The sequence below is a fragment of the Catenuloplanes niger genome, assembly GCF_031458255.1.
Taxonomy (GTDB): domain Bacteria; phylum Actinomycetota; class Actinomycetes; order Mycobacteriales; family Micromonosporaceae; genus Catenuloplanes; species Catenuloplanes niger.
Genome location: NZ_JAVDYC010000001.1, coordinates 8,793,836 through 8,807,665 on the forward strand (window position 1 = coordinate 8,793,836; position 13,830 = coordinate 8,807,665).

The window sequence follows — 13,830 nt, forward strand, 5'->3', positions numbered from 1 at the left end:
CGCGCTCATCGCGGTCCTCGGGAGCGTGCGACCGCCGCGTGCCCGGCCGCGCTGACCGCCAGGCAGAGCAGCGCCAGCGCCGCCGCCGGCGCGACCAGCGCCGCGGGGTTCAGGCCGGCGCCGCCCAGATTCTCGCGGATCATCGCGGCCCAGTCCGGTGCTGGCGGCGCGAGGCCCAGCCCGAGCAGGCTCAGCGCGGCCGCGATCTGTAAGGCCACCACGAACCGGGCGCCCAGGTCCTGGCCGGCCAGGCCGGCCAGCGCGGGCAGCATTTCCCGGCGCAGGATCGCCGGCCCGGACTCGCCGCGGCCGAGTGCGGCCTCGACGTAGCCGGCCGTCCGGACACGCCGTACCGCGTCCGCCACGATCCGCAGCGTCAGCGGCGCGCCGCCGCACACGGTCGCGGCGACCACCGCGACCGTGCCGGGCAGCGTGACCGCGAGCAGCATGGCGATCAGCAGCAGTGGGATCGCCAGCAGCAGATCGGCCAGCGCGGACAGCGCGCGGGAGACCGGGCCGTCGCGCCACCCGGCGAGCAGGCCGCCGGCGATGCCGGTCGCGGAGGCGATCAGCGCGGCCAGTCCGGCGGTACCGGTCAGGTGCCGGCCGCCGGCCAGCACCCGGGAGAGCACATCGCGGCCGAGCGCGTCCGTGCCCAGCGGCGTGTCTCCGCTCGGCGGACCCCACGGTGCGCCGAGCGGCAGCAGCGGGTCGTGCGGGACCAGGGCGGCGCCGCACAGCGCGACGCCGATCATCAGCGCCGCGAGCGCCGGCCGCAGCACGCGCCTCACGACCGAGCCCGGTATGGATCGGTGGCGGCGGCGAGCACGTCCGCCACCAGCAGCCCGCCGACGGCCACGGCCGCCGCGAGCATCGCGACCGCCTGCACCACCGGGGTGTCCCGGTTGGCGACCGCGCCGGCCAGCAGCTCGCCCAGGCCGGCGTAGCCGAACATGGTCTCCACCACGGCCGTCGCCGCGAACAGCCCGGCGCTGACCAGCGCCAGGATGCGGACCGTCGGCGCCAGGAGCGGCGGGAGGGCGTAGCGCAGCGCGACGGTGAGCCGCGACAGGCCACGGCGCTCGGCGTCCCGCACGCACGGCAGCGCCAGGGTGTCGGCGACCACTCCGCGCAGCAGCATCGCGCCGTACGCGGCGGCCGGCAGCGCCAGCGACACCGCGGGCAGGATCAGTGTCGCCGGTGGGGGAGCGCCGCCGGCCGGCACCAGCGACACCGGCGGCAGCCAGCCCAGCACGCCGGCGAACAGCGCGGTCAGCCCGGCCGCGACCACCACCTGTGGCACCGCCGCGGTCGCGGTCACCAGCGCGGTCGCGTACCGGCCGGCCACCGAGCCGGTGCCCGCCACCCAGGCCAGCGACAGCATCACCGGCACGGTCACGGCCAGCGCGGCCGCGGCCAGGATCACGGCCGCGGGCAGCCGCTGACCGATCAAGTCCGAGACCGGGCGGTCGGACAGCAGCGAGACGCCGGCGTCGCCCCGCAGCAGCCCCCACACCCAGCGCAGATACCGCAGCCAGACGGGATCGTCCAGGCCGCCGTCCGCGCGCAGCGCGGCGAGCTGCGCGGCGGTCGCCCGCCCCGCGGTCCGGGCCAGCGCGGCGTCGCCGGGCAGCGCCTCGGTGGCGGCGAACACCGCCACCGAGACGCCGGCCAGCAACAGCGGGGCGCGGACCAGCGCCCACCGGATCATCCGGAGATCCGCACCTGATCGATGAAGAGCCGGCCGAACCCGGCGCCGGTGGGCAGTCCCTCGACGCCGCGACGGGTCAGGTCCAGGCCCTCGCCGGTGCCCCAGACCACGTACCCGCCCTCGTCGCGGATCTGCTGCTGCAGGACGCCGAGCGCGGCGTTGCGCGCGGTCTCGTCCGGCTCGGCCAGCGCGGCGTTCAGCGCCGTGTCGAACTCCGGCCGCCGCCACGCGGTCTCGTTCGTCGGCGAGCCGGACAACAGCGCCACCCGGGCCACGTCGAAGAACGGGATGCCGCCGAAGTAGCCGGTGTAGAAGTCCTTCTGCGCCCAAACCGTGGTGAAGTACGTGTCCGGCGGTTCCAGCCGCACGTTCGCGGTGATGCCGGCCTCGGCGAGCTGCCCGGCGAACAGCGTCGCCGCCGTGTCCATCCCCGGGTACGACGTGGTGGTGTGCAACGTCAGCGCCAGGCCGCCCGCGTGCCCGGCCTCGGCCAGCAGCTGCTTCGCCTTGGCCAGGTCCCGGGCGCGGCGTGCCGGACCGTTCGGCGCGGACGGGTCCGCCGGGGCGAGCACGTCGTCGGCGGTCTGGCCGTAGCCGAGGTACACCGACTCGACCAGCGCGGGGCGGTCCGCGGCCAGCTTGATCGCCTCGCGCACACGCGGGTCGTCGAACGGCTTGCGGTCCAGGCGCATCACGAACGGGTACATGGTCACGGCCGGCCGCCGGACCAGGCTCACGTCGTCGCGCCCCTCGGCCTGCTTCGCAGCGGCCGGCGCGATGCTGGCGGCCACGTCCACCTGCCCGGAGAGCACGGCCTGGGCGCGTGCCTGCGGATCGGCCACCGCCCGGACCTCGACGCGGCGCAGTGACGGCGCGGGTCCCCACCAGCCGTCGCGGCGTTCCAGCACCGCGGTCTGGCCGTCGTTGCCGACCAGCCGGAACGGCCCGGAGCCGGGCACCGCGGCGGTGAAGTCGTCGCTGCCGTCCGGCACGATGAACGTCATCGACTCCAGCGCGCGCGGCACCTCCGCGAACGGCGTACGGCTGACGATCTCGACGGTGTGGTCGTCGATCACTCGGGAGGCGGCCATGTCGAAGCTGGACAGCCGGCCGTAGTTCTCCGCGGCCTTGCGTTCGATGCGGCGCAGGGAGTAGAGCACGTCGGCGGCGCGGACCGGGCGGCCGTCGCTGAAGGTGGCGTTCTTGCGCAGCGTGAACCGCCACCGGGTGAGCGTGTCGTCCGGCTGCCACGACTCGGCAAGCCGGGGCACGGTGCGCCCGTCCGGCCCCTGGCCGGTCAGCACGTCGTAGACCAGGGCGAAGCGGAGGGCGTCGGACTCGTTGCCGAGCCCGCCGTGCGGGTCGTCGCTCGCGGTGGCGGGCGAGCCGATCGACACGTAGCGCAGGGTGTCGGTGGTGGCCGCGGTCGCGTCGCCGCCGCTGCTGCCGCAGCCGGTCGCCGAGGCGCCGCCGATCAGCGCGAGGGCGGTGAGGATGGTGCGTCGCTTCATCGGGTGCTTCCTGTGTGTTCCGGATTCATCGGGTGGCGCGTGCGGCGGCCGCGCGTGCGGACCGGCGCCCGGCCGCCCGCCCCGTCGCGGCGGGCGGGGCAGTGGAGACGGCGGCGACGGCAGCCGGCGCCGGGTGTGCGGCGGTGCGACGGGCGTCGATCAGGCGAGCCAGGTCACGGACCGTCGGATGGGCGAAGAGATCGACCATGACCAGCGGTACGTCCAGGCGTGCGACCAGCCGGCGGTGGGCGCGCACGAGCGTGAGCGAGGTGGCGCCCAGATCGAAGAACGGCGTGGTGACGTCGATCGGCACGGTGAGCAGCTCGCCGAACACGTCCCGCACCGCGCGTTCGGTGGCGGCGTCGGGCGCGTCGGCCCGCGGCGCCGCCGTCACGACCGGCTCCGCGCCGGGCCGCGCCGGCGTCACCGGCTCCACGTCGGGCAGCGGACGTGCCGCGATGCGCAGGCCGAGCAGCGACCCGCCGTCCAGCTCCGGGATCACCTCGTAGGCGCCGTCGGCGGTGCGGGCGGCCACGGCCAGCTCGGTTGCGGCGCGCAGCGCGGCGATCGGGTCGAGCCGCCCGCCGCCGACCGAGATGCGGACCTCCAACCCGGCCCGGGCGGCGTCCACCAGCAGTGCGGTCAGGCCTTCCTCGGGCACCGCGGCCGGCCGCCCGGGGATGAGGCCCGCCGTCGGCCGATCATCCGGCGCGGCGGCGTCCCCGGCCTGTGGTGCGGCCTCCGCGTCCTGTGGTGTGGCGTTCACGCCCTGCGGCGCGGCGTTCGTGGGCGGCGCGGGTGCCGGGCGGACGCCGTCGCGGAACGGGTTGCCCAGCCGGTCGTAATCCACCTTGCCGTTAGCGGTGACCGGCAGGTGCGCCAGCCGCACGAAGCGGCTCGGGACCATGTACTCCGGCAGGTGCGCCCGCAGCCGCCCGGCCAGCGACTCGTCGGTCACTGCCGCGCCGTCGCCGGCCGCGACGTAGGCGACCAGTCGCGCGCCGCCGTCCGGTCCGGGCACGGCGCGGGCCACACACTGCCGCACGCCGGGCGCGCGGCTGAGCACCGACTCGATCTCGCCCAGCTCGATCCGGTGCCCGCGAATCTTGACCTGCCGGTCGACGCGGCCGAGGAACTCGATGGTCCCGTCGTAGCGCCAGCGGCCGAGGTCGCCGGTGCGGTAGACGCGCCGCCGCAGCACCGGATGGGTGCTGAACCGCTGTGCCGTCTGCTCAGGGTCGCCGAGGTAGCCGCGGGCCACGCCGTCGCCGCCGATGTAGAGCTCCCCGGGCTCGCCGGCCGGGCACGGGTGCCCGTCGGCGTCGAGGATGTGGAAGGACTGCCCGCGTAGCGCCCGGCCGTACGGGATGCTGGGCCAGGCCGGGTCGACCGTGCCGATCGGGTAGCAGATCGACCAGATGGAGGCCTCGGTCGCGCCGCCGAGGCTGAGCAGTTCGGCCTTTGGCGCGAGCGCGCGGACCCGGTCCGGCAGCGTCACCGGGATCCAGTCGCCGGACAGCAGCACCAGGCGCAGCGACGCCAGCGCCTCGGCGGCCGCCTCGGGGTCGATCTCGGCGTACTCGACCAGCATCTCCAGCAGCGCTGGCGCGGTGTTCCAGACGGTGACCCGGTGCCGGCCCATCAGGTCCAGCCAGTGTCCCGGGTCCCGCTGGCGGCCGGGGTCCGGCAGCACCATCGCGCCGCCGGCGCCGAGCACGCCGAACACGTCGTAGACCGACAGGTCGAAGGAGAGCGCGGACAACGCCAGCACCCGGTCGTCCGGCGTCAACGGGCAGCGGTCGGCGAGGTCGTCCAGGGTGGTGCGGGCCTGGCGGTGCTCGACCGCGACGCCCTTCGGCCGTCCGGTGGAGCCGGAGGTGAAGATGGCGTACGCCAGCTCGTCCGGGCGGGCCGGCGCGGGCGAGGCCGCGGCGGTGAGGCCGGCCGGCACGCCGTCGGCGTCCAGCGCGTGCACCCGCACGTTGTCCGGCCAGGAGCCGTCCGGCACGTCGAGGGCCAGCGCGTGCCGGATCCCGGCCTGCGCGCAGACCGATGCGATGCGGGCCGCGGGCCAGTTCGGTTCCACTGGCACATATCCGGCGCCGGAGGCGGTCACGCCGAGTGTGGCGGCGATCTGCGCGGCGCCCTTGGGCGCGGCGACCGCGACCATGTCGCCCGGTCCGAGTCCCAGGCCGGCGAGCGCGGCCGCGGTACGGGCGGCCCGGTGACGCAGCGCGCCGTGGCTGACGGTGTCGTCGCGGTACACCAGCGCGACGCCGCCGGGGTGCCGGTCCGCGGCGGCGCGGCCCGGGCCGTCGATCAGCGGTCCGCAGTCGCCGAACGGCGTCACCTCGAGGGGCTCGTCCGGCCGGAACGACGGGTCCCAGCCGAGCGCCGGATCGGTCCAGGCGTGCTCCTCGTCGGCGAGCCGGTGCAGCAGGCGCAGGTGGGCGTCGCGCAGGCCTGCCGCGAACCCGTCCGGCAACGCGCCGTCGACGACGTCCCAGGCGACGCGCAGCCGGTCGCCGTCCTCCCAGACGATGTGGTCGATCAGGATCTGCGGGGTCTGTGAGATGCCGAACACCTCGGTGCCGAGCCAGGCGGTCGGCGGCTCGCTCTCGTCGGCCAGGCCCACGCCGCTGGTGAACACCACCGGGTACGCGGGTGTCAGGTCGCCGTGGCCGCGCAGGATCTCCACGGCCGACACCGACCGGTGCTCCAGGTCGCTCCAGAAGCGACGGTTGAGCGCGGCCGCGTACCGGTCGAAGCCCTCGGCACCGGACACGTCCAGCGGCGCCGCCTCGGTGAGCACGGTGGTGGTGAAGTCGCCGACCACCGCCAGCGCGTCCGGGTCGTCGTGCGGCCGGTCGAACAGCGTGGTGTTCAGGCAGAACGGCGCGGCGGCGCCCCATCGGCCGAGCACCGCGGCGAGCGAGGCCAGCAGCACCGCGGTCGGCGACAGGCCGCGCGCGGCGGCCTGCCCGCGCAGCCGTGCCCACCGCGGCGCGCTCAGTTCGCCGGCGTGCCGGGTGAAGCGGGGCACGCCGCGGGTGGCCGCGTCCGCGGTCCACGGCAGCGCGGGGCCGGGCGGGAGCGTGCCGGCCCGGCCCGCCCAGTACGCGCGGTCGCGGTCGCGGCGGGCGGACTCGGCCGGGTCGTGCGCGCGTCCCTCCAGCAGCCGGGCGAACGTGGTGGCCGGCGGCGGCAGGCATAGCTGGGGGTCGGCGGTGAACCGGCCCCACTCCCGCATCACCCGCATCCAGCCGGCCATGTCCAGCGCGATGATGTCCATGCCGACGAACAGCCGGGTGCGTCCGTCGGGCAGCAGCGCGGCCCGGATGTCGAACAGAGGCCAGCGCTCCACCGGGTGTACGCGGTGGGAGAGATCCGCGCGCATGGCCGCCAGCCGCCGGTCCGGGTCCGGCGCGTCGCGTAGGTCGGTGACCGGGATGCGGTACGCGGGGACCTCGGGCAGCACGCGCTGGCGCGCCTCGTCGTCGATGACCACGCGCAGCATCGGGTGCCGGGCCACGACGCGGTCCCAGCCCTCGCCGAGGCGTGCGAGGTCCGCATGCGGGTCGCCGCCGGGACGCCGGTCGTACTCGAAGTAGAAGTGGGTGGCCACGCCGCCGAGCGGGAACGACGGGTCCCGCCCGACCAGGTAGGCGGTCTGGATCGCGGTCAGCGGGAACGGCTCGCCGTCCTCATTGGACGGCGCGTCGCCGGTGACGGCCGTGGCCGGCGCCTCCGGCCGCGGTGGCGCGGCGGTCATGGACGCGGCGACGGCGACGGCCACAGTGGCCGGTGTCGCCGCGTCCAGAAAGGCCGTCAGCGGCAGATCCACCCCGAAATCCTCGAGCAGCCGGCGACGCAGCCGCACGGCCGCGAACGAGTCGAGTCCCAGCTCGGTGAGCCGCCGGCCGGGATCAACCGCGTCGGGGTCCAGATCGAGGATCTCCGCGAGACAGGCGAGCACCTCGGTCTCGTGATCGATCGGCGGTACGTACGACGCGGGCATGCGTGTCCCTCCCAGAGCGGCCTCAGCGCCGGTATTAGAACATGAAAATGACAATTATTTCCAGTATCGTGATTCACAATCGCCACCTGCTCCTGGAAACGATTGTCAGTACTAGGTATAACCATGGAGCCCCAACTCCGTGCAGCGCCGAGGAGTGCGATGACACCGCCACCCACCGTCCGCATCGAACCGCCCGCCGGCGCCGAGCCACCGCCGCTGCTGGCGGTCACGGCCGTTGCCGGACGGTTCCCCGGTGCCCCCGGCGTCGACGACTTCTGGCCGCTGCTGCGCGACGGCCGCAGCGGCCTCACCCGGTTCACCGACAATGAGCTGGCCGCGCGCGGCGTACCGGCGACGCTGCGCCGCCGCGCCGACTACGTGCCGGTCGGAGGGCTGATCGACGGCCAGGACCTCTTCGACCCGGTGCCGTTCGGCCTCACCGACGCCGAAGCCGCGCTGATGGATCCGCAGCACCGGCTGTTCCTCGAGACCGCCTGGGAGGCGCTGGAGCGCGCCGGGCACGGCGGCGGGGCCGGTATCGACTCCATCGGCGTCTTCGCCGGCGCCGCGCAGAGCGCCTACCTCGCCAGCAACCTCACCGGGCGTTGGGACCCCACCGGCGGCCGAGATCCGATCGGCAGCCTGGAGACCACCATCGCCACCCAGGCGGACTACCTGCCGCTGCAGACCGCCTACCGGCTCAACCTCACCGGCCCGGCGATGAACATCACCACCACCTGCTCCACCTCGCTGGTCGCGGTGCACGTGGCCGCCCAGGCGCTGCTGGCCGGCGAGTGCGACGCCGCCGTCGCGGGCGGAGTGTCGCTGATCGTGCCGCAGGGCCACGGCTACCGGTACGTCCCGGACGGCATCTTCGCGATCGACGGCACGGTCCGGCCGTTCTCCGCCCGCGGCACCGGTGTCGTCTACTCCCAGGGGGTGGGCGCGGTCGTGCTGCGCCGCCTGGACGAGGCGCTCGCCGACGGAGACCCGGTCCTCGCGGTGCTGCACGGCAGCGCGATCGGCAACGACGGCGCCGACAAGGTCGGCTTCACCGCGCCGTCGCTGCGCGGACAGGCCCGGGTGATCGCCGAGGCGCTGGCCGTGGCCGGGCTCACCCCGTCCGACGTCGGCTACGTCGAGGCGCACGGCACCGGCACCCGGCTCGGTGACCCGATCGAGATCGCGGCGCTGCGGACCGCGTTCGGGCACGCGGACGGCGGCACGGAGGCCTGGTGCGGGCTCGGCTCGGTCAAGAGCAACATCGGCCACGCGAACTCGGCCGCCGGCATCGCCTCGTTCATCAAGACCGTGCTGGCGATCCAGCACCGGACCCTGCCCGCCTCGCTCCACGCGGAGCCGATCAACGAGCAGCTCGGCCTGCACGGCTCGCCGTTCTCGGTCGTCACCCGCACCCGGGCCTGGGACACCGCGCCGTACGCGGGCGTCAGTTCGTTCGGCATCGGCGGCACCAACGCGCACGTGCTGCTCGGCCCCGCCCCCGACCGCCCGGCGTCCCCGCCCGACGAGCGGCCGCAGATCCTGGTCTTCTCCGCCCACGACCGCGCCGCGCTGGACGCCACGGTCACGGACACCCCGGGGGGCGACCTGCCGGACACCGCGCACACGCTGCAGCGCGGCCGCACCCACTTCCCGCACCGCCGCGCGGTGGTCACCGGACCGGAGACGCCGACCCGGCACACCCCACCGGCGCGGGCGGACGGCGTACCGCGGGTGGTCTTCCTGTTTCCCGGCGGCGGCAGCCAGTACCCGGGAATGGCCACCGGCCTCTACGCGGCCGAGCCGGTGTTCGCCGCGGCCGTCGACGAGTTCGCCGCCCTGTTCCGCGAGCGGCTCGGCACGGACGTGCGCACGCTGATCACCGGCGGCGACGACGCCATGGCGTACTCCGCCGCGACCGGGCTGCCCGCGCTGTTCACCGTCTCGGTCGCGACCGCGCGGCTGCTCGGCTCCTGGGGCATCGTGCCGGACGCCCTGCTGGGGCACAGCCTTGGCGAGTACGCGGCCGCGGTCGTCTCCGGCGCGCTCACCGCACCGGACGCGGCCACCCTCGTCGCCGTGCGCTCACAGGCGCTGGCCGGTGCCGCCGGCGGTGGCGCGATGCTCTCCGTCCCGCTGCCGGAGCCCGAGATCGTCGCGCTGCTCGACGCCCACCCCGGCGCCGACCTGGCGGCCGTGAACGCGCCCGACTCCGGCGTCGTCTCCGGCCCGGCCGAGATCATCGACGCGCTCGCCGGCGTGCTTGCCGCCCGTGGCCTGTCACCGTCCCGGCTGCCGCTGAACTCGGCGGCCCACTCCCGCCTGATCGACCCGGAGCTGCCCCGCATGCGCCGGGCCGCCCGATCCGTGCGCGCTGGCCGTCCCGCCGTGCCGACCATCAGCTCGCTCACCGGCGGCATGGTCGGCGACGACTTCGCCGACCCCGAGCACTGGGTACGCCAGCTGCGCGCGCCGGTGCGGTTCTCCGCCGCGCTCCGGACGGCGCTGGCCGAGTCGACACCCACCGTGCTGGTCCAGGCCGGGCCCGGCGCCGCCCTGGTCGCGGCCGCCCGAGGGCACCGCATCGCCCACCTGGCCGCGACGGTGACCACGTTCACCCGCGACGACGTATCCGACCTGGCCGCGGCGCGGCTCGCCGCCGGGGAGCTGTGGACGCACGGCGTACCGGTGGACTTCTCCGCCACGCATCGGCCCGGCCGACGCCGGGTGCTCGCCCCCGGCTACGCCTTCCAGCGCCGTCGCCTGTGGATCCAGCCGGCCGAGCGCGCGCCACAGCCGGACGCGGCCGCCGCCGAGCTGCTCCAGGTCGCCCGCTGGACGCAGGAGCCCACGCCGGCCCCGGTCACCGCCCTCGGCGGGCGCTGGCTCATCCTCGGCGACACCGCCGGCGCCGCGACGGTCGCGGCCGCGTTGCGCGGGCACGGCGCGGAGGCCGGCGGCACCGACGAGGTGTCCGCGCCCGTCGACGGCGTGGTGCTGGTCGCCCCGGCCGGAGGCGACCCCGACCGCGCCGCGGAGCTGATCCTCGGCCACGGCGCCGCTGCGGCCACGGTCGCCGCGCTGGACCCGCCGCCCCCGATCCTCTTGCAGGTCACCGAGCGGGCCTGTCGGGTGGAGAGCGCCGACCGTCCCGCGCCCGCGGCCACCGCCGCCCGCGCGCTGCCCCGCGTCATCGCCCAGGAACAGCCCGGCCTGTCCTGGCGCACGCTGGACGTGCCGGACCTGCCGGCCGCCGGTCCCGCCATCGTGGCCGAGCTCGCCGACCTGCGCACCGGCCCGTCGCTGACCGAGGTCGCCGTGCGCGGCGGGCTGCGCTGGTCCAGCCGGATGGCCCCGTGGCCGGCCCCGACGGACGCCCCGGCCGTCCGGCCCGGTGCCACCGCGCTGATCATCGGTGGTCTCGGCGACGTCGGCCTGACCGTGGCCGCGCACCTGGCCGCGAAGGGCATGCGCATCGTGGTGACCTCCCGCTCGGGCGCCCGCACCGACGGCGTGGACGAGCTGCGCCGCCGCGGGCACGACGTCTCCGTCCGGGTGCTCGACGCCGGGGACGCCGCAGCCACCGCCGCGCTGCTCGCCGACCTGAGCGCCGGATCAGCGCTGGACGTGGTGGTGCACGCCGCCGGTGTGGTCGCCTCCGGTGACCTGCCGCCGATGCGGCGGATCGAGGCCGCGCACGTCGACGGGCACCTGCACGCCAAGGCGCGGGGCGCGCTGTCGCTGCACGCCGCCATCGCCGCGCTCGCCGACGAGGACCGCCCGCGCCGGGTGATCCTGATGTCCTCGGCCGGCACGCTGGTCGGCGGCATCGGCACCGGGCCCTACTCGGCTGGCAACGGCTTCCTCAACGGCCTCGCGGAACGACTGCCGGCCGACGGCACCCGCTGGGTCAGCGTGGTCTGGGACGCCTGGAAGGTCGGCCCGCTCGGGACCGAACGCGAGGTCAACCTCGACTACGCGCTCGACGCCGCCACCGGCATGCGGGCGCTGGACGCGATCCTCGCCGCCTGCGACGCTGGGGTCGCGCCACCGGTCGTCGCGGTGTCCACCACCGACCTGCGCGCCCGGATGGCCGTCGCCGACCGCCCGGCGCCGCGCCGGGAGGCCCGCCTGGAGCACTCGCTGACCGGCGTGGCGGCGGAGGTGGCCGAGGCCTGGTCCGAGCTGTTCGGCACGCCGGTCGGGGAGAGCGACGCGGACTTCTTCGCGCTCGGCGGCCACTCGCTGCTGGCCACCCGCATGCTGGTTGGCCTGGCCGAACGGTACCGGATCCGGCTCAGCCTGCGTGATCTGCTGGCCCGGCCCACCGTGGCCGGCCTGGCGGAGACGATCGCCGCCGCCGCCCGGGCGCCCGAGGACCCGGTCCCGCAGCTCACCGGCGGGGTGGCCGAGGACGGCACGTTCGGCATGACCCGGGTGCAGCACGCGTACTGGATGGGCCGCTCCGGCGGCTACCGCTTCGGCGACACCGCCTGCCACTTCGCGCTGGAGTACGACTGCGAGCAGCTGGACCTCGACCGGTACGAGCACGCCTGGAACCGGGTGATCGCCCGGCACCCGATGCTGCGCGCCATCACCACCGGCCAGGGCCGGATGAAGCAGCTCGACCACGTGCCACACTACCGCATCCGCGCGACCGACCTGACCACCGCCGACCCCGGCCGGCGGGAGGAGCGGCTGGCCAAGCTGCGCGAGCAGGTGTTCCGCAAGCCCGGCCCGTCCGACCGGTGGCCGCTGGTCCAGGTGCGCGCCGCCCGGCTGCCCGGCGGCCGGGTCCGGCTGTTCCTCGGCGTCGACGTGCTCGTCTGCGACGCCGGCAGCTATTGGATCATCAACCGCGACTTGCGGCACTTCTACGAGCACCCGGACGACGAGCTGCCGGCCGTGCCGGTCACCTTCGCCGGCTGCGTCGCCGCGATGGACGCGCGGCGCGGCACCGACGAGTGGGAACGGGCCGCCGGCTACTGGCGGGAGCGGCTGGAATCGCTGCCGGACGCGCCCGCGCTGCCGGTCTCCACGGTGGAGGAGGGCGCCCGGTTCGTCCGGCATGCGGCCCGGCTCGACGCGGAGCGGTGGGCGGCGTTCAAGCGGCACGCGGCCGCCAACGGCGTCACACCGACCGCGGCGCTGCTCACCGCGTACGGCGAGCTGCTGGCCGGCTGGGGCGGCGACGACCGCTTCGCCGTGATGCTGACGCTGTTCGACCGTCCCGGCCTGCACCCGGCCGTCGGCGACGTGGTCGGCGACTTCACCTCGCTGGTGCTGCACGAGGTCGACCGCCGTACGCCCGGCACGTTCGGCGCGCACGCCCAACGCGCCCAGCGCACGCTCTTCACCGACCTGGACCACCGGCTGTTCTCCGCGCTCGACGTGCTCGCCGAGAAGTCGGCCGGATCCGGGACGGTCGCCTCCGTCCCGGTCGTGTTCACCAGCGCGCTCGGCCTGGACGACGTGATCGGCGGCGAGCACGACCTGGAGTGGGCGGGCCGGCAGATCGGCGCGCTCAGTCAGACGCCGCAGGTGGTGCTGGACCACCAGGTCATCGAGCGCGACGGCGAGCTGCTGGTGCAGTGGGACACGCTGGAGCCGGTGCTGGACCCGTCCGACGTGGACCGCGCGTTCGACCGCTACCTGGACCGGCTGCGCGAGCTCGCCGATCCGGAGTCCTGGCGGCGCCGGCCGGTTGCGGCCGAGGACGTCGCCGTCACGCTGCGAGCCGCGGACACGGCGGGGCAGACGCTGTTTCTCATCCACCCGTCGGGCGGCGACGTGACCTGCTACACCGAGCTGGCACTGCAGCTCGACGAGCGCGTCACGGTGGTGGGCCTGACCGATCCAGGTTTCGCCGGCGCGGACGTCCCCGCCGAGCTGCCCCGGCTGGCCCGGCTCTACGCGGACGTGATCCGTACGGTCCGGCCGCACGGGCCGTACCTGCTCGGCGGCTGGTCGATGGGGGGCAGCCTCGGTCAGGATGTCGCCCGGACGCTGCACGCACAGGGCGAACACGTCGCGCTGCTGCTCATGCTCGACTCCAACGACCCCGGGTACATCACGGCGATGCCCGGCGACGCCGACGAGGCCGAGGGCCAGGTGCTCGTCCGGCACCTCGGCGCGCTGGAGGCGTACCTCGGTGTCGACCTCGGCGTGGGCACACCCGGCGCACGGGCGGAGTTGCTCGCCGAGCCGACCGCACGCCGCTGGGAGCGGGCCACCGAACGGCTGCGCGCCCACCGGCTGCTCGGTGCCCGGGAGGATTTGCGCGCCCGGCTGGCGGTCTTCGACCGGCACCTGCGCGGCCTGGCCGGGCACCGTCCCGCGCCGCACACCGACGACCGCACGCACACCGTGCTGATCCGCGCCGACCGGACGGCCACCCGCAACTCCGGCATCGGCATGGGCGTCGACGACACCCCCGCCGGGCTGCCGGACCTCGGCTGGTCCGCGCACCTGGCCACGCCACCGGAGGTGACCGGCGTCGACGCCGACCACTACTCGCTGATGCGCCGGCCGGCGATCGACACGGTCGCGAAGCTGATCAACGCCGCGCTCGACCGGCACCTGTGAGACGG

The 13,830-nt window shown here is 75.7% G+C and carries 5 protein-coding genes; 1 reads left to right on the top strand and 4 read right to left on the bottom strand.

Annotated elements, in window-relative coordinates; genetic code table 11:
• Positions 1-5: 5 nt before the first annotated feature.
• The 4 genes from J2S44_RS38630 to J2S44_RS38645 are packed head-to-tail and all read right to left on the bottom strand — an operon-like array spanning position 6 to position 7,240.
• Positions 6-755: an ABC transporter permease subunit gene (locus J2S44_RS38630; RefSeq protein ID WP_374728050.1), complete on the bottom strand. Its 750-nt coding sequence runs from the start codon at positions 753-755 to the stop codon at positions 6-8.
• A gap of 32 nt (positions 756-787) precedes the next feature.
• Positions 788-1,711: an ABC transporter permease gene (locus tag J2S44_RS38635; protein ID WP_310424842.1), complete on the bottom strand. Its 924-nt coding sequence runs from the start codon at positions 1,709-1,711 to the stop codon at positions 788-790.
• On the bottom strand, positions 1,708-3,222 hold the full coding sequence (locus J2S44_RS38640; protein WP_310424844.1) for an ABC transporter substrate-binding protein: 1,515 nt from the start codon (positions 3,220-3,222) through the stop codon (positions 1,708-1,710). The genes J2S44_RS38635 and J2S44_RS38640 overlap by 4 nt, the downstream gene beginning before the upstream one ends.
• Positions 3,223-3,247: 25 nt before the next feature.
• Positions 3,248-7,240: a non-ribosomal peptide synthetase gene (locus J2S44_RS38645; RefSeq protein WP_310424846.1), complete on the bottom strand. Its 3,993-nt coding sequence runs from the start codon at positions 7,238-7,240 to the stop codon at positions 3,248-3,250.
• A 159-nt stretch (positions 7,241-7,399) separates the two neighbouring features.
• Here J2S44_RS38645 and J2S44_RS38650 point away from each other — a divergent pair, with 159 nt between their 5' ends.
• Complete coding sequence (locus J2S44_RS38650) at positions 7,400-13,825, top strand: SDR family NAD(P)-dependent oxidoreductase (RefSeq protein ID WP_310424848.1); 6,426 nt, start codon at positions 7,400-7,402, stop codon at positions 13,823-13,825.
• The last annotated feature ends 5 nt before the right edge of the window (positions 13,826-13,830 follow it).

What these genes read in the sequence shown, in the direction of transcription:
- J2S44_RS38635 (WP_310424842.1), bottom strand. Translation starts at nt 1,711, where the DNA reads ATGATCCGGTGGGCGCTGGTCCGCGCCCCGCTGTTGCTGGCCGGCGTC.
- J2S44_RS38630 (WP_374728050.1), bottom strand. Translation starts at nt 755, where the DNA reads ATGATCGGCGTCGCGCTGTGCGGCGCCGCCCTGGTCCCGCACGACCCG.
- J2S44_RS38640 (WP_310424844.1), bottom strand. Translation starts at nt 3,222, where the DNA reads ATGAAGCGACGCACCATCCTCACCGCCCTCGCGCTGATCGGCGGCGCC.
- J2S44_RS38650 (WP_310424848.1), top strand. Translation starts at nt 7,400, where the DNA reads ATGACACCGCCACCCACCGTCCGCATCGAACCGCCCGCCGGCGCCGAG.
- J2S44_RS38645 (WP_310424846.1), bottom strand. Translation starts at nt 7,240, where the DNA reads ATGCCCGCGTCGTACGTACCGCCGATCGATCACGAGACCGAGGTGCTC.